The organism is Butyricicoccus sp. AM78-15b2TA (genome assembly GCF_027665985.1).
Lineage (GTDB): Bacteria > Bacillota > Clostridia > Oscillospirales > Butyricicoccaceae > Agathobaculum > Agathobaculum butyriciproducens.
In genome coordinates, this window is sequence record NZ_JAQEHY010000025.1 from 1 (window position 1) to 14939 (window position 14939).

Annotated in this window: 15 protein-coding genes and 1 pseudogene; 10 read left to right on the plus strand and 6 right to left on the minus strand. The window is 56.3% G+C overall.

Translation table 11 applies throughout. The annotated features are described in order from the left end of the window. Positions 1 to 468, plus strand: a 468-nt coding sequence (locus PGS25_RS14465; protein ID WP_270419224.1) for an FAD-dependent oxidoreductase, incomplete at its 5' end; no start/stop codon positions are given. A 692-nt stretch (positions 469 to 1160) separates the two neighbouring features. Here the strand turns inward: PGS25_RS14465 and PGS25_RS14470 are convergent. Then, positions 1161 to 1802: pseudogene (locus PGS25_RS14470) on the minus strand (stage V sporulation protein AD); the annotation flags it as partial. After that, positions 1799 to 2248 carry a stage V sporulation protein AC gene (spoVAC, locus tag PGS25_RS14475; protein ID WP_117489141.1) on the minus strand — a complete coding sequence of 150 codons (450 nt, stop codon included), beginning with the start codon at positions 2246 to 2248 and terminating at the stop codon, positions 1799 to 1801. The pseudogene PGS25_RS14470 and the gene spoVAC, both read right to left, overlap by 4 nt. A 147-nt stretch (positions 2249 to 2395) precedes the next feature. On the opposite strand from spoVAC, the gene PGS25_RS14480 reads away from it, so the two are divergent. From PGS25_RS14480 to PGS25_RS14505, 6 genes are all read left to right on the plus strand, one after another. Next, positions 2396 to 2977 carry an ECF transporter S component gene (locus PGS25_RS14480; RefSeq protein ID WP_270419225.1) on the plus strand — a complete coding sequence of 194 codons (582 nt, stop codon included), beginning with the start codon at positions 2396 to 2398 and terminating at the stop codon, positions 2975 to 2977. A gap of 124 nt (positions 2978 to 3101) precedes the next feature. After that, positions 3102 to 4040, plus strand: a complete 939-nt coding sequence (locus PGS25_RS14485) for a zinc dependent phospholipase C family protein (protein WP_270419226.1) — start codon at positions 3102 to 3104, stop codon at positions 4038 to 4040. Positions 4041 to 4230: 190 nt separating this feature from the next. Then, a complete protein-coding gene (locus tag PGS25_RS14490) occupies positions 4231 to 4515 on the plus strand; it encodes a DUF1294 domain-containing protein (RefSeq protein WP_270419227.1) in 285 nt (94 codons plus the stop codon). Then, positions 4512 to 5678: a cation diffusion facilitator family transporter gene (locus PGS25_RS14495; RefSeq protein ID WP_270419228.1), complete on the plus strand. Its 1167-nt coding sequence runs from the start codon at positions 4512 to 4514 to the stop codon at positions 5676 to 5678. The genes PGS25_RS14490 and PGS25_RS14495 overlap by 4 nt, the downstream gene beginning before the upstream one ends. A 194-nt stretch (positions 5679 to 5872) precedes the next feature. Further along, positions 5873 to 6814 (plus strand): ABC transporter permease, encoded by a 942-nt coding sequence (locus PGS25_RS14500; protein WP_118481349.1) that lies wholly within the window; start codon positions 5873 to 5875, stop codon positions 6812 to 6814. A gap of 1 nt (position 6815) precedes the next feature. Then, entirely contained in the window at positions 6816 to 7595 is a 780-nt protein-coding gene (locus PGS25_RS14505) for an ABC transporter ATP-binding protein (RefSeq protein ID WP_110435947.1), read from the plus strand. A gap of 46 nt (positions 7596 to 7641) precedes the next feature. On the opposite strand, the gene PGS25_RS14510 is transcribed toward PGS25_RS14505, so the two are convergent. Genes PGS25_RS14510 through PGS25_RS14520 form a run of 3 tightly spaced genes read right to left on the minus strand, consistent with a single transcriptional unit; the run spans position 7642 to position 10079 of the window. Then, positions 7642 to 8211, minus strand: coding sequence for a peptidoglycan-binding domain-containing protein (locus PGS25_RS14510; protein WP_119190212.1), 570 nt, complete (start codon positions 8209 to 8211; stop codon positions 7642 to 7644). Then, positions 8212 to 9636: a peptidoglycan-binding protein gene (locus PGS25_RS14515; protein WP_270419229.1), complete on the minus strand. Its 1425-nt coding sequence runs from the start codon at positions 9634 to 9636 to the stop codon at positions 8212 to 8214. 14 nt (positions 9637 to 9650) lie between these two features. Next, complete coding sequence (locus tag PGS25_RS14520) at positions 9651 to 10079, minus strand: hypothetical protein (protein WP_270419230.1); 429 nt, start codon at positions 10077 to 10079, stop codon at positions 9651 to 9653. Positions 10080 to 10168: 89 nt separating this feature from the next. Here PGS25_RS14520 and PGS25_RS14525 point away from each other — a divergent pair, with 89 nt between their 5' ends. Beyond that, the gene (locus PGS25_RS14525) at positions 10169 to 10627 is read left to right on the plus strand and encodes a heme-degrading domain-containing protein (RefSeq protein ID WP_118481351.1); all 459 of its coding nucleotides are present in this window, start codon (positions 10169 to 10171) and stop codon (positions 10625 to 10627) included. Positions 10628 to 10686: 59 nt separating this feature from the next. Here PGS25_RS14525 and asnB read toward each other — a convergent pair whose 3' ends face one another. Further along, positions 10687 to 12516, minus strand: coding sequence for an asparagine synthase (glutamine-hydrolyzing) (asnB, locus tag PGS25_RS14530; protein ID WP_270419232.1), 1830 nt, complete (start codon positions 12514 to 12516; stop codon positions 10687 to 10689). Between the two features lie 353 nt (positions 12517 to 12869). On the opposite strand from asnB, the gene PGS25_RS14535 reads away from it, so the two are divergent. Next, complete coding sequence (locus tag PGS25_RS14535; RefSeq protein ID WP_110435953.1) at positions 12870 to 14021, plus strand: acyl-CoA dehydrogenase; 1152 nt, start codon at positions 12870 to 12872, stop codon at positions 14019 to 14021. A gap of 21 nt (positions 14022 to 14042) precedes the next feature. Further along, the gene (gene acrB / locus PGS25_RS14540) at positions 14043 to 14843 is read left to right on the plus strand and encodes an acryloyl-CoA reductase electron transfer subunit gamma (RefSeq protein WP_118361149.1); all 801 of its coding nucleotides are present in this window, start codon (positions 14043 to 14045) and stop codon (positions 14841 to 14843) included. Positions 14844 to 14939 lie beyond the last annotated feature (96 nt).

Below are 14939 nucleotides of genomic sequence, written 5' to 3' on the forward strand. Positions count from 1 at the left end.
TACCGCCGTTCCGAGAAGGAGCTTCCGGCTCGTCTCGAGGAGATTCACCACGCGAAGGAAGAGGGCGTTGTGTTCAAGTTCCTGACCGCTCCGCTCGAGGTGCTGTCTGACGAGAACTTCAACGTCACCGGCCTCAAGTGCCAGCAGATGGAGCTGGGCGAGCCTGACGCATCCGGCCGCCGCCGTCCGATTCCGGTTGAGGGCAGCGAGTTTGTGCTCGATCTGGACTGCGTTATCGCGGCGATTGGCACCAGCCCGAACCCGCTGATCCGTCACACGACTCCGGGTCTGGACACCAACCGCAAGGGCTGCATTGTTGCTGACGACGAGCACGGCATCACCTCCAAGGACGGCGTATTCGCCGGCGGTGACGCTGTTACCGGTGCGGCTACCGTTATCCTCGCAATGGGCGCAGGCAAGCGCGCTGCGGCTGCGATGGACGAGTACATTAAGAATAAGAACAAGTAATTTTTGCTTGATATGAGGAAAACCAGGTTGTGCATTAAGCCGCAACCTGGTTTTTGCAGTGCGTTCGATATGGCAGCGACAAGGAAGCCGGCTACCAGCCAAAAACTGACGGAAAACTCCAAAACCGACGAACAGAAATCATATAGCAGGCCGTATAGGGACGGACGAGAGTGCTGCTCAATACAAAGTCCGGTGCTGCTCGAACTGCTCACGGTTGCGGCACTCATCATGACAAATTTCTTCTCTAATGTGGTGACAATGGTGCTGTTCTTCAATATCGGTCTGGCGCTGCTCTCCGGTTCCAACATGCATCTGGAGCATTCGCCGCTGTCATCGGTGTCGCAGCATCTATGGCATCTCTGACGCCGTCCGCGTGCACGCCGGCACCGCTCATCTTCGGACCGGGGCATGTGACGGTCCGCGGTGTGCTCAAGGCGAACCTCGTGTTCCTTGTGCTGTCTCTTACGGCCTGTCTTGTTGTGGTCTATCCGCTCGCCTCTGCGGTGTTTGGATAAGAAAAGCATTTGCGCAGATAAAATCCCCCTTGATGCCGGCCCGGTATCAGGGGGATTGTCTGTTTTTGTTCGTTCGGACGGGAATACCAGTGAATGGTTCTGATAACAGCAGGTTTTATGCAAAACACAGCGCTCAGCGCGCCGAAAAATGTATGGGTCTAAATTCACATCTTCGGGCGCCATCGCCGCACCCATGTTGGCCGCGTCCTTGACGCCCATTTCGACCATTTTGCCGAACAGAACATGCGTCACGCGCACATCGCACGGCTCCGCGCCGTTCGGCACCGGCGCACTGCCGAGAATAGCCGCGCCTGCCGCAGTAGTCGTCCATTGTGCGGTTGGTGTGCGCTGCCCGCCGTAGGCCAGCGGAAAACGGTACTGCCGCTCCGCCGAGCAGAAATGCGAGGAAGCTGCCGCAAGCAGGCGGTCTGCCGCGCCGCTCTCGACCAGACAGCCGCCGAGCGCAAGACCCTGTGCCATAGTCGAGCATGCACCGTACTGCCCGAGATAGGGCACATTCGCGTGCATGGACGCTAAAAACGAGCCGATGCACTGGTTGAGCAGGTCGCCTGCAAGGATCAGGTCGAGCGAACGCTCGGGCAGGGTGGCTTTGCGCAGCGCAAGCCGGATGGCGGTCTTTTGCAGCTCGCTCTCCGCCAGCTCCCACGAGCGCTGTCCCATCCGGTCATTCTTCGCCACATAGTCAAACCGCTCACCGAGCGGGCCTTCGCCCTCTTTTTTGCCGACTGCCGCCGCGTGTCCGAGCAGATACGGCCGGTTTTCGAGCGCAAGCGTGCGCTTGCCGATGCGCTTTATCATACCGAACCGCCTCCTGTCAAAAACAGAATGAGACCGTAGATGACGCTTGCCGAAATGCCGTACACCAGCACCGGTCCCGCGATAACGAACAGCTTTGCACCCAGACCGAGGATCAGTCCCTCGCTTTTGAACTCCATCGCTGGAGAAACAATGGCGTTTGCAAAGCCGGTGATCGGTACAATCGTGCCTGCTCCCGCATATTTTGCAAGCTTTTCGTACAAATGCAGGCAGGTGAGCAGGGCACCGAGAAACACCATCGTAATGGCGGTTGCGGCGGCTGTGTCTTCGGTATCCAGTCCGCGGGAGAGCCACAGCTGCCGCACACCCTCGCCGGCCGTGCAGATCGCACCGCCGATGAGAAACGCCAGCAGGCAGTCGCGCCACAGCGGCGAATTCGGGCTTTTGCGTTCGAGCAGCTGTTGATAGGTTTGTTTATCCAGTTTCATGCAAGGTTCCCCTTTCTGTACGCGTAGTTTGCCCAGCCGTTCCGGGATTATCCATCTGACCCTGTAAAATAAATGCGAACTGACCATTTTCGACAGACCATATTCGCGGTATGATAAATAAAACATATCAGATCAGGGGGATTTATGATGGAATCCAAGAAAAAAGCGTTTTCGCTGTACGACATCGTGATGATCGGTCTGATGGCGGCAGTGGTATTCGTTGTTACCATGTTCCTGTCCATCCGCATTCCGACGCCGACAGGCACCACCATGATCAAGCTCGCAAACGCGTTCGTGCTGCTGTGCGGCCTGCTGCTCGGACCGGTTCGCGGCGGTCTTGCAGCCGGTATCGGCTCGATGATCTTCGACCTGATGACGCCGGAGTACGCACCGGAGGCGTGGATCACCTTCCTGCGTTTCTTCCTGATGGCATGGCTGTGCGGCGTGATCGCTTACGCCGGTGCTGCTGCCGCAAAGAAATTTGCGCGCAACCTCGTGGCGTGCCTTGCAGGTGCGGTGTTCTCGTCGCTGCTGTACATGCTCAAGGGCATTATTGAGCTGATGATCGGCGGCAGTGCGCTGGTTCCGGCTTTTGTGGCCAATATTCCGAAGCTGATGACCTCGCCTCCGAATATCATTATCGCGGTAGTTGTTGCAATGGCGCTTCTGCCGGCACTGCAGAAGGCGATGAATTCGACCTCGTTCGGCCGCCATATAGCAGAAAAGTAAACAAATCCGTTGAAAAACGCGCCTGTCGGTTATCGGCAGGCGCGTTTTCCATGCTTTGCAGAAAGTCGGATTTCGTGGTATACTGTAATCATCTAAAGAAAAGCACAGCGAGGAGGAAAACAGTATGGCGGATTTTGTATCGCATCATCTATTCGGCAGGCAGGCACTGACGGTGTTTCCCGCACCGGCGCAGCGGGCAGCGGCATGCCGTCCGGCGTGCTTTTTCTGGGGCTGTCAGGGACCGGACCCGCTGTTTTACCGGAAAATCCTGCTCGGCAGTCCGCTGCACAAGCTGGGCAACCGCATGCACTCGGAGAAAACGGACGAGCTGTTTGCGGCGCTCTCGCGTGCGGTGCGCGACCTGAGCGGTGACGCGCAGGAGATCGCAGCGGCGTATTTCTACGGCTTCGTGTGCCATTATGCGCTCGACAGCGAGATTCATCCCTATGTTTACTGCCAACAGGTGCGGTTCTGTGCTGAAAATCCGAAGCTGTCCGCATCGGCGGTGCACAGCCGCATTGAAAGTGACATTGACTATCTGATCTACGAACGCGCATGCCATCGCCCCATCACTGAGTTCGATCCGGAGGAACGCTACCGGCTTTCGCCGGTCGAGCAGGCGGTGCTGTCGGTTGTGCTGCACGCAACGCTCAAAACCGTGTACGGGGCGGACGTTTCCACGCATGATCTGCGTCGTTCATTCGTGGAAATGACCTCGTGGGAGAGTTTTCTCTATTCGGAGAGCCGCGCCGTCTATCGCGGAGCGAAAAAGGCGGAAGCCTTGCTTGGTCGAGGCGCCCTGCTCACCGGTCACATGAAGCTCGAGCGTCCGGCGTGGGATGCGCTCAATCTGGCTCATCAGCCGTGGCATAACCTGTGGAAACCGGACGAAACCCGCACGGATTCCGTTCCGGAGCTGTTCGGTCTGGCGCGTATTCGTGCCGCCTCGCTCGCCGGACAGTATGCCGCGCAGTTTGACGCAGGCTGGCTGATGCACTATCACTTTGATGAGCCGTTCGACAGCGGCAACCCGAAAAAATTGATAATGGAAAATGAAATGTGAGTGCATTTTCATTTGTCATTGCGATTGCAACAGAAAAGACGGTAAAAGACAAAAGGCGCCTGAAAAGGCGTCTTTTGTGTTAGACACCGCTACTTTTCTGTTAGTCACGGCTATTTTTGACCTGATTTCTTTGCAATACGGCAATGCCTGTGGTAAAATTGTAGGAAATCCGAAAGGAGGTGCAGCGACCGTGCAGTATGTGCTGTACTATTTTATTGCAGTCAGCGTCATCGGCGCGATTGTCTGTATTTACGATAAGCTCGCCGCGGCTCGCGGCTGGAGGCGTGTGCCCGAGCGCACGCTGTTTTTCTGGGCGCTGATTGGCGGCGGGCCGGGCGTGTACGCCACCATGCTCATCGTCCGTCACAAGACCCTGCACCATATTTTCATGCTCGGCATACCGGCAATTATGGTTCTACAGGGAGTGATTATTGTTGGTATTTATAACATTCTGTATATGAAGGGACTGCTATGACAAACGCACTTATCCATATTTTCATCCGCGATGCGGAAAACACCGGCGATTCGCAGGTGCGTGAAAAATTCGGCGTGCTGTCCGGCGCGGTCGGACTGGCATGCAACCTGTTCCTGTTTGCACTCAAGCTGATCATTGGTCTGCTTACAGGGTCGATTTCCATCGCGGCGGACGCATTCAACAACCTGTCGGACGGTCTGTCCTGCTTGATTTCCATTGTCGGCTTCAAGGTTTCCGGCAAGGAGCCGGATGCGAAGCATCCGTTCGGCTACGGACGTACCGAGTACATCGCGGGACTGATCGTCTCGTTCATCATCATTCTGGTCGGCTTCGAGTTTTTCAAAACCTCGCTCGACCGCATTCTGCATCCGGCTGCCGTAGCGTTCTCGGCGGTGCTGATGGGAATTCTTGCCGTATCCATGCTGGTTAAGCTGTGGATGGGCGCGTTTAACGTCAATATCGGCCGCAGAATCGACTCTCCGGTGCTGATGGCTGCCGGTCAGGACAGCCGTAATGATGTTATTACCACGGCTGTTGTCGTACTCGGCATGGTAGCCGGCCGGTTTACCACGCTGCCGGTGGACGGCTATGTGGGCGTTGCCGTTGCCGCGTTTATCCTCTGGTCGGGCATCGGCATTGCGAAGGATACGGTTGCGCCGCTGCTCGGCGAAGCCGCCGATCCGGAGGTTGCCCGCAATATTCGGCGGATTGTAATGGAGTCCGACCCTATTGTCGGCGTACACGATATGATCATCCACAACTACGGTGCAGGACGTTCGATTGCGTCGCTGCATGCCGAAGTGCCGAGCGACTCGGACTTTGTGGCTGTGCACGAGGAAATCGACGAGGCCGAAAAGCGTGTCTGGCAGCAGACCGGTGTGTATCTGGTCATTCACATGGATCCGATCGATATCAATAATGCGTATGTCAACGCGCTGCGTGAGCAGACCGACGGCGTGCTCCGTGAGATCGACGGACAGCTTACCATGCACGACTTCCGCGTAGTGGACGGCAAACGCCAGATCAACCTGATTTTCGACGTTGTTGTGCCGTTTTCCTATGATGAGGATGCCAAACGCGACCTGCTGATGAAGATCTATGACAGCCTGAAAGCGATCGACTCGCGCTATAATCCGGTTGTAACGCTCGATCATCAGATGTGATAAGAAAATAATAGGCAGAAAAAGGAGGTGCTTTCGCATCTCCTTTTTCTGCTAAAAATAGCATAGAAAAACGGTAGGGAACAAAATAATCCGCGAAAACGGCAAGTTATCATTGCAATAACCCGGAAATTTGCTATAATGGAGATAGCGTTTTTACGCTTTATCAGATAACATTATTGTTTGGGGGAATTTAAGTGAGCTTTTTCTCGGGCCTGCTTTCCGCACTTCCCGGTGCAGTGGCGCAGGGTTTGATCTGGGGACTGATGGCGATCGGCGTATTCATCACCTTTAAGGTGCTCGATCTGGCCGACCTGACCGTCGATGGTACGATGGCGACCGGCGGTGCGGTGTGCATCGTTATGATGACGCACGGCGCGAATGTATGGGTGGCAATGCTGTGCGCTTTCCTTGCCGGCATGCTGGCCGGACTTATTACCGGTATTCTGCATACCTGTATGGGTATTCCGGCGATTCTGGCCGGTATTTTGACACAGCTGGCGCTGTTCTCCATTAACCTGCGCATTATGGACAAAAAAGCAAATGTAGCGATCAATCCGGACAACTACAAGCTGCTTGTATCGCTGCGCAACGTCAAGAAGCTGACTATCGAAAATCCGATTTTCGTTGCGGCTGTCTTTACGATTGTGGTTATCGCACTGCTGTACTGGTTCTTCGGTACGGCGCTCGGCTGCTCCATCCGTGCGACCGGGGCAAACCCGAATATGAGCCGCGCGCAGGGCATCAACGTGGATTTTGTCAAGGTGCTCGGCCTGATGCTGTCCAACGGCCTTGTCGCGCTGGCAAGTGCGCTGTACTGCCAGTATCAGGGCTTCGCGGATGTCAACGCGGGCCGTGGCGCTATCGTTATCGGTCTTGCCGCTGTCATCATCGGTGAGGTGCTGTTCAGCCGTATTTTCCGCAACTTTGCGCTGCGCCTGCTCGGCGTATCGCTCGGTGCGGTTGTGTACTATCTGGTTATTCAGGTGGTCCTCAATCTCGGCCTGAACACCAACGACCTGAAGCTGATCTCGGCTTTCGTCGTTGCAATCTTCCTTGCTGTTCCGTACTGGAAGGGCAAGTATTTCCGCGGTGCAGCCAAGAGTGCCGCAAAGACTGATGCGAAGGAGGCCAAGTAACATGCTGCAGCTCAAAGGGATTTACAAGACCTTCAACGCGGGCACGGTAAACGAAAAGCGTGCCATTGACAACCTGAACCTGACCCTGGAGGACGGTGATTTTGTCACCATCATCGGCGGCAACGGCGCCGGCAAGTCCACCACGCTGAACCTGATCGCAGGCGTGTATCCGGTGGATGCGGGCATGATTCATCTGAACGGCTACGACCTGACCAATCTGCCCGAGCATAAGCGCGCGCGTTTCCTCGGCCGCGTATTTCAGGACCCGATGATGGGTACTGCCGCTACCATGGGTATCGAGGAGAATCTGGCGCTGGCATACCGCCGCGGTCAGAAGCGCGGCCTCGGCTCCGGTATCACGAACGAGGAACGCGAGCTGTATCGTGAAAAGCTGGCAACGCTCGGTCTGGGACTGGAGAACCGCATGACCAGTAAGGTCGGTCTGCTGTCCGGGGGTCAGCGTCAGGCACTGACCCTGCTGATGGCCACCCTGCGCAAGCCGGATCTGCTGCTGCTCGATGAGCATACCGCAGCGCTCGATCCGAAAACCGCAGATAAGGTGCTGCAGATCACCGAAGAGATCGTTGCACGCGACAACCTCACCACATTGATGGTAACGCATAACATGAAGAACGCCATCCAGTACGGCAACCGTCTGATTATGATGGATGCCGGTCGCGTTGTCGTTGATATCCGCGGTGAGGAGAAGAAGAACCTTACCGTCCGCGATCTGCTCGAGAAGTTCAATATCGAGAGCGACCGTATGCTGCTCAGCGAATAAGGCGAATAGAAAGACCCCGAAACCTGGTTTCGGGGTCTTTTTATGTTCATTTTTCATTTTCCAATCGCAATTCTCCATTGATTTGCCAACCGAGCGGTGTCCGCTGGAACAAAGCATTGTGCAGCCCTGTCAGCGCCTGCCATGTGGCTCGATCGGTAATGCCGGTCTCGGGCAGCTGAAAAATTTTCTGTGCATGTCTGACAGCGGACTGTGTATCCGCATCGTACTCGCCGGTGAGCGGCACGGCGGCAATCCGGTTATAATGCGGCGCAGTTTCGCCCAGCATGAGCTGGAGCACATACACCGTGGGACTTTTCGCGCCCGGCTTCAGCACGGCATCGCTCTCCGGCGGGAAGAACGCCGTCTGCATGGGAAGTGCATCGGCGGCGATAAGCGCGGCATATGTAGCGTAGATGGCGTTCCATGTGCGCTGGTCGGCGATGCCCGTCACCGGAAGGCAGTTCTGCTGCTGGTATTCGCGCACGGCAGCGGCAGTCTTTGCATCCCAGATGCCGTCCGGCACGAGCGGTGCAGCACTGCCCTCAGCCTGCTGAATACGCCGCAGAAAGGTCTGCAAATCGAAAATATGGCTGCGTTTTTGTGCATCGGTGTACAATCACGTTGCCTCCTCTCCAACGGGATAGCCGGGATACTGTCCTCTGGCACTCTGGCTGCCGACCAGCACGGTTTCGGCGAGATCGGCCATGCCTTCCCAGGTCAGCGGACCGATAGCGCCCGTGGTGGGCAGACCGAGCAGCGACTGGATGACTGACACCGAGGACTCGGTCGCGTCTCCGAAAATGCCGTCTACCGTGACAGCGGGCACTTCGGCGTAGCCGCGGGCGATGATGTTGATGAGCTGCTGCGCCTGCCGCACGGCTTCGCCGCGCATCCCCTTGACGAGAAAGGTTTCCGGCAGGCCGATAAATTCCTCGAGCCACTCCTGCTCAGGCTGGGCGAGCAGCACGGACTGGTAGGTGGAAAGCAGGGCATACCACGTCTCTCGATCCACCACACCGGTGATGGGCAGGCCGACAAGCCGCTGATACGCAGCCACGGCTTCGCGGGTCTGCGGACCGAAAATACCGTCGATCTGTCCCGCCTGCCAGCGCGGCAGCGCATCGTAAAATTCGCCGACAATGGCAAGCAAATACTGCAAAAGCTGTACGCCCGGGCCGCTCATGCCCTCGGTCAGCCGCTCGGGGTACTGGCGGGAGATCTCACTGAGGGTCAGTCCCTCGCTGTTGAGCTCGCTCAGGCGCTTGACATTATTATAAATGAACGCGATGCGGTACCATGTTGCCGGGCCGACAAGGCCGTCCTCGGTGAGGTTGAACTGCCGCTGGAACGCCCGCACGGCGCGTTCGGTGTCCGCGCTGAACACGCCGTCTGTGGGATAGATTTTCGGAATGTTCGGGAAATTGGTCGAAATGCGGTTAAGGCGCGTTTGAATCGTGCGGACATCCTCGGAAAAGTCGCCAAGCCGCAGCGTTACACCGGGAAATGACCCGCCGAGATTGGGCGAGAGCGGTGCTCTGGTGACAAAATTTACATCGCTGCCGTAAAACGACTGCACAATCTGCTCGGCAGATAGTCCCTGCTCGGCAAGCGGCACGGTGCCCCACTGACTCAGGCCGCCCGGACAGGTGACGGTTGTGCCGTTGCAGTACTGCGCGAACAGCGGCTCGACCGCGTCGCCGCGGGTGAGGTAAGTGCCGATCATATCATCTACAATGGTGGAAATATTCTCGAAAATATCCCGTCCGGGCACAAAGGACTGGTCATACCGCGTGGAATTGGTGATATCAAAATCGTAGCCTTGCGCGCGGTACCATTCGGTGAATACTCGGTTGAGCACATAGGACATTTGTGCGTACACGTTGGCGCGGATGGCCTGCTCGGGCCAGGTCGGATAAATCTCGGATGAGGCAACATTTTTGATGTAATCGGCAAACGGTACGGTGATATTCTGCGCATTCGAGGACGGCGCACCGAGGTGTACCGTGATGGTTTCCGGTATGGAAACATAGGGTTCGGGCAAAGCAATCCCTCCTTTTACGGATTCTCCGGCAACTCGGGATCGAGTGCCTGCGGCGCACCGGTGGCGGTCAGGTCGGTCTGCGCAAAGTTCTGGTTTTCCGCGAGCGGTGTAAGCGCCACGGGCAGCATGGTCGGCACACCGGAGAACATGGCGATGTGCAGCGCGGTCAGCGGCGTGTAGCCCTCAGCGGAGATTTCGACCGTGTAGACCGCAAACGGTGGACCGCTGCCCGGACTCAGCGAGTTGCTGCGCGGCGGCGTTGTCAGTATCATGGACGGTGTCATGCCGCCGGAGTCGGTCGTGACCGAGTAAAGCAGCGTGCGCATGCCGGTCTCATCCGGCGCGGTGGAGACCGAAACGATGGCGTTTTCAAGCGGCAGTGCACCTAATGCGGTCGTGACGAGTACACGCAGTTCGGCGGTGCCGTCGGTCAGTTCAGCCATGAAAAAACCTCCTTGTCAGCAGGTGGAAAAACAGATATACTAAAGGTAATAGCCGCAAAGGCGGCAAAATCTCGAAAGGCGGGGACAGTATGCAGGATTACAAAACGATGATCTCCATGTGTGCAGAGCAGGAGGAGAAGTTTCAGTTTGAGCATTTTTCGCGCGAGGATGCGCTGAAAATCGGCCTCAAGCTGCATGAAAACGCAAAGGAGCAGCCGGTTGCGGTTGAGATTACGGTGAACGGTTTGGTCGTGTTCCGCTGCTTCGGTGAGGGCGCAAAGCCGGACAGCGAACTGTGGCTCGCGCGCAAGCGCAACGCGGTTGACCTGATGGAAACGTCCTCGCTGCGGTTTTTCGCAGAGCTGGAGGACGCAGGTGAGACCTTCGCGGACCGCAAGCTCGACCCGAACGAGTACGCCGCAGGCGGCGGTTTCCCGATCCGGCTGCGCGGCACCGGCGTCATTGGTTCCATTTGCGTTTCCGGTTATCCGGATCATGTGGATGATCATCAGCTTATCATTAACACACTGGCGGAGTATTTCGCATAATTGAGCATTTTAAATGGGGAATGGAAGATGAACGTATCGTTTTTCATTCTCCATTATTTTTATACTATTTTGACATGATAATGCCGGAACCACCGGTCAAGCTGGATGATATACGCGAAAATCTGCGGCGTACGCATCAGCTGTCCGAACCACGGTTCGGCAAGGCTTTCCGGCCGCTGCATGAGTTTTTGCACGGCATTCCGGTCGAACAGGGAAGCGGCGACCGAGGTGTTATCCTCGAAAATACGGCGGACATAGTCCGCGCACAAGCGGGTATAAACCGGATGAAAGGTTTTCGGATACGGACTTTTCTTGCGGTAAACGATCTCTTTGGGCAGTTCATCGGCGAACGCGCGGCGCACGATGCCCTTCTCACGTCCCTCGAGCGATTTGAAGTCCCACGGCATGTTATAGGCATACTCGACAATGCGGTGGTCGCAGAAGGGCACGCGAACCTCAAGACCGGAGTACATGCTCATGCGGTCCTTGCGGTCGAGCAGGGTCGCCATGAACCAGTCGAGATTGAGCACGAACATTTCACGCATCCGGGCTGCTTTTTTGTCATCGGACGGCAGCCTGGGTGCGCGGGCGCAGGTGTCGCAGTAGTGCTGGCGCACAAATTCCTCGCCGTTTCTAACGGCATCCGGTGTGAGCAGACCCAGACGCAGACCGACCGACCGTGACCACGGAAACGTATCTTCAAACAGAATTTCCTCACGGTGGTACCACGGATAGCCGCCGAATAACTCGTCGGCGCACTCGCCGGACAGGCAAACGGTGGTTCCACCGCGCTTGACGGCCGCACAGAACAGCAGCAGGGAGGAGTCTACATCCGCCATGCCGGGCAGCGCGCGTGCATCCGTCGCGGGGAGCAGGGCCGCGCACAGTGCCTCCGGTTCGAGCACAACGCGATGATGGTGCGTACCGAGAAAATCCACCATTTGATCAATATACGAATCGTCACTATTAGGTTGAAATATACTCTTTGTAAAATATTTATCGTTGTCCCTATAATCCACCGACCAGGTGTGCAGCGTTTCGCCGCGGGCCGCGTAATCTTTCGCCGCCAGCATGGACAGGATGGACGAATCCAGTCCGCCGGACAGGAAACACGCCAGCGGCACATCGCTGACCAGCTGACGGCGGGCGGCATCGCAGATGAGCTCATGCGTGCGCTCGATGGTGGTTTGCAGGTCGTCCTCGTGCTCGTGCGCTTCGAGCTGCCAGTAAACGTGATCGGTGAAGTTTTCCGGAGTCAAAACGGCAAAATGTCCGGGGAGCAGCGACTTTATCTGCCGGAAAACACCGGATTCCGGCGGGCGCGCAGGCCCGAGCAGCAGCAGAGTGCGCAGACCATCCTCGTCGAGCGCAGGCTCGATCTCCGGATGGCACAGCACGGTGTCAATGGTCGAACCGAAGGTCAGACCGTTGCGAATGGGAGCGAAAAACAGCGGTTTTACGCCCAGCCGGTCGCGGCAGAGCGTCAGTCGGCGTTCGCGTTTCTCCCAGATGGCAAAGGCGAAAATGCCGTTCAGCCGCGCAAATGCGTCGGTTTTCCACTCGAGATAGGCGTGCAGCAGCACTTCGGTGTCCGAATGTCCGACAAACTCGTGCCCGCGTGACATAAGTTCTGTACGCAATTCCGGCGTGTTATATAACTCTCCGTTATATATAAGGATAGTATTCCTGTCGGGAGAGCACATTGGCTGCTTGCCGCCCTCCGGATCAATGACGATCAGCCTCCGATGGATAAGCGCTGTGTCCTCGTCAAAATACGTGCCTTCGGCATCCGGCCCGCGCGGCGTAAGCGTTCGCTTCATTCCGTGAAGGATCGGTCCGCCGCGGCGTGCGTCGCGTTCATAATCGACAAAACCGCCGATACCACACATAGGCGATTCCTCCTCTGATTGATGGTTTCCTTCTGTTATATGTATTAAATGTGAAAAATATGAAGTAAAATCGTTATTTTTCTAAAAAATATAAGCGGCGACAGAACAGGATGAGGGTTGCGTGCAATGTGCGTTCGTTCCTGCCGACATTTGGCAGAAACGCACAAAAAATGGAGTGCGGATTTTATCAGTAAAAAGAATGTTAAATCCTTGACAAATGGTTTCCGAACGATATAATAGAGATAGACATGCTCCAAACAAGGACCTCGCTGGGCGCGGCGCTGCGGCCAATGACCGTGTGCGCTGTGTTTTTGTGCGTGTCCGCTATTATTTATTTTTGGGAGGTTTATGGCATGGATTTTAGGCTTACAAAAGAAGAAGCACTGTTCCAGAAGATGTGCCGCGAGTTCGCTCTGAACGAAGTAGAGCCGATCGCAGCTGAGATCGATGCGGAAGAGCGCTATCCGGAGGAAACCGTTCAGAAGCTGATGAAGTACGGCCTGATGGGCATTCAGTTCCCGAAGGAAGTCGGCGGCTCCGGCGGTAACTATATCTGCTATTCTATCGCTATCGAAGAGATGAGCCGCGTATGCGGTACCACCGGCGGCATTATGTCCGCTCACGGCACCCTGGGTGCTTGGCCGATTTACGCTTTCGGCACCCCGGAGCAGAAGGAAAAGTGGCTGCGCCCGCTGATCGAGCCGAAGGAAGGCGCAAAGATCGGTGCATTCGGCCTGACCGAGCCGAACGCAGGTACCGACTCCGCTGCACAGCAGACCATGGCTGTTAAGCAGGAGGACGGCTCCTACATCATGAACGGCTCCAAGGTGTTCATCACCGGCGGCGGCCGTGCAGATACCTACGTTGTATTTGCTATGACCGACAAGACCAAGGGCAACAAGGGCATTTCTGCGTTCATCGTTGACAAGGACGACCCGGGCTTCTCTATCGGCAAGATCGAGCACAAGATGGGCATCCGTGGTTCTCAGACCGCTGAGCTGATCTTTGAGGACGTTCATCTGCCGGCAGACCGTCTGCTGGGCAAGGAGAACGGCGGCTTCAAGATCGCTATGATGACCCTGGACGGCGGCCGTATCGGTATCGCTTCTCAGGCTCTGGGTATCGCGCAGGGCGCTCTGGATAAGGCTATCCAGTACATGAAGGAGCGCGTACAGTTCGGCAAGACCCTTGATAAGTTCCAGGGCCTGCAGTGGATGGTAGCTGACATGGCAACTCAGATCGACGCTGCTCGTCTGCTGGTTCGCCGTGCTGCATTCAACCACGATGTTGGTCTGCCGTTCACCAAGGAAGCTGCTATGGCTAAGCTGTACGCTTCTGAGGTTGCAATGGACGTTACCACCAAGTGCGTACAGATTTACGGCGGCTACGGTTACATCCGTGAGTACCCGATGGAGCGCATGATGCGTGACGCTAAGATCACCGAGATCTACGAGGGCACTTCTCAGGTTCAGAGAATGGTCATCGCTGGTCAGGTTCTGCGCTAAGAAAAGGAGGAAAACTGAACTATGAAGGCAATTGTTTGTGTAAAGCAGGTTCCGGATACCTCCGGCAAGGTTGCTGTTAATCCCGATGGCACCCTGAATCGTGCATCCATGCAGACCATCACCAACCCGGACGACCTGAACGCTGTAGAGGCTGCTCTGAAGCTGAAGGACGCTACCGGCTGCAAGGTCGTTGTTATCACCATGGGTCCTCCCCCGGCAGAGGGCATGCTGCGTGAGCTGATCGCTCGCGGCGCTGATGAAGGCGTTCTGGTTTCCGCTCGTGAGTTCGGCGGTTCCGATACCTTTGCTACTTCCCAGATCCTGGCTGCTGCTGTTAAGAAGGTTGGCCTGGAGAAGGACGACATCGTATTCTGCGGCCGTCAGGCTATCGACGGTGATACCGCTCAGGTTGGCTCTCAGATCGCTGAGAAGCTGGACATCCCGCAGGTTTCCTACGTTGCTGGCATCGAGAAGGATGGCGACAAGGTTGTTGTTAAGCGTATGCTCGAGGACGGCCACATGACCATCGAGACCCAGACCCCGTGCCTGCTGACCTGCATCAAGGAGCTGAACGAGCCCCGTTACATGTCCCTCGGCGGCATCATGGACTGCTACTCCGCTCCGGTTTCCGTATATGATTACAACACCCTGAAGGACGATCCGCTGATCGATCCGACCACCATTGGTCTGAAGGGTTCTCCCACCAATATCTTCAAGTCTTTCACTCCCCCGCAGAAGGGTCAGGGCAAGATGCTCGAGGGCGCTGACAAGGCTACCTGTGAGACTCTGGCGGCTGAACTGCTGAAGAAGCATATTATCTGATTGAAAGGAGAACAGAACAATGGCTGATTTTAATAACACCAACCTCGCCGATTTTTCCGGCGTATGGGTATTCTGTGAGCAGCGCCAGGGCGAGCT

Excerpts from the sequence above, each read along its gene's own strand:
- spoVAC (WP_117489141.1), bottom strand. The coding sequence starts at position 2,248 with ATGAAACTGGATAAACAAACCTATCAACAGCTGCTCGAACGCAAAAGC.
- PGS25_RS14480 (WP_270419225.1), top strand. The coding sequence starts at position 2,396 with ATGGAATCCAAGAAAAAAGCGTTTTCGCTGTACGACATCGTGATGATC.
- PGS25_RS14485 (WP_270419226.1), top strand. The coding sequence starts at position 3,102 with ATGGCGGATTTTGTATCGCATCATCTATTCGGCAGGCAGGCACTGACG.
- PGS25_RS14495 (WP_270419228.1), top strand. The coding sequence starts at position 4,512 with ATGACAAACGCACTTATCCATATTTTCATCCGCGATGCGGAAAACACC.
- PGS25_RS14505 (WP_110435947.1), top strand. The coding sequence starts at position 6,816 with ATGCTGCAGCTCAAAGGGATTTACAAGACCTTCAACGCGGGCACGGTA.
- PGS25_RS14520 (WP_270419230.1), bottom strand. The coding sequence starts at position 10,079 with ATGGCTGAACTGACCGACGGCACCGCCGAACTGCGTGTACTCGTCACG.
- PGS25_RS14525 (WP_118481351.1), top strand. The coding sequence starts at position 10,169 with ATGCAGGATTACAAAACGATGATCTCCATGTGTGCAGAGCAGGAGGAG.
- asnB (WP_270419232.1), bottom strand. The coding sequence starts at position 12,516 with ATGTGTGGTATCGGCGGTTTTGTCGATTATGAACGCGACGCACGCCGC.
- PGS25_RS14535 (WP_110435953.1), top strand. The coding sequence starts at position 12,870 with ATGGATTTTAGGCTTACAAAAGAAGAAGCACTGTTCCAGAAGATGTGC.
- acrB (WP_118361149.1), top strand. The coding sequence starts at position 14,043 with ATGAAGGCAATTGTTTGTGTAAAGCAGGTTCCGGATACCTCCGGCAAG.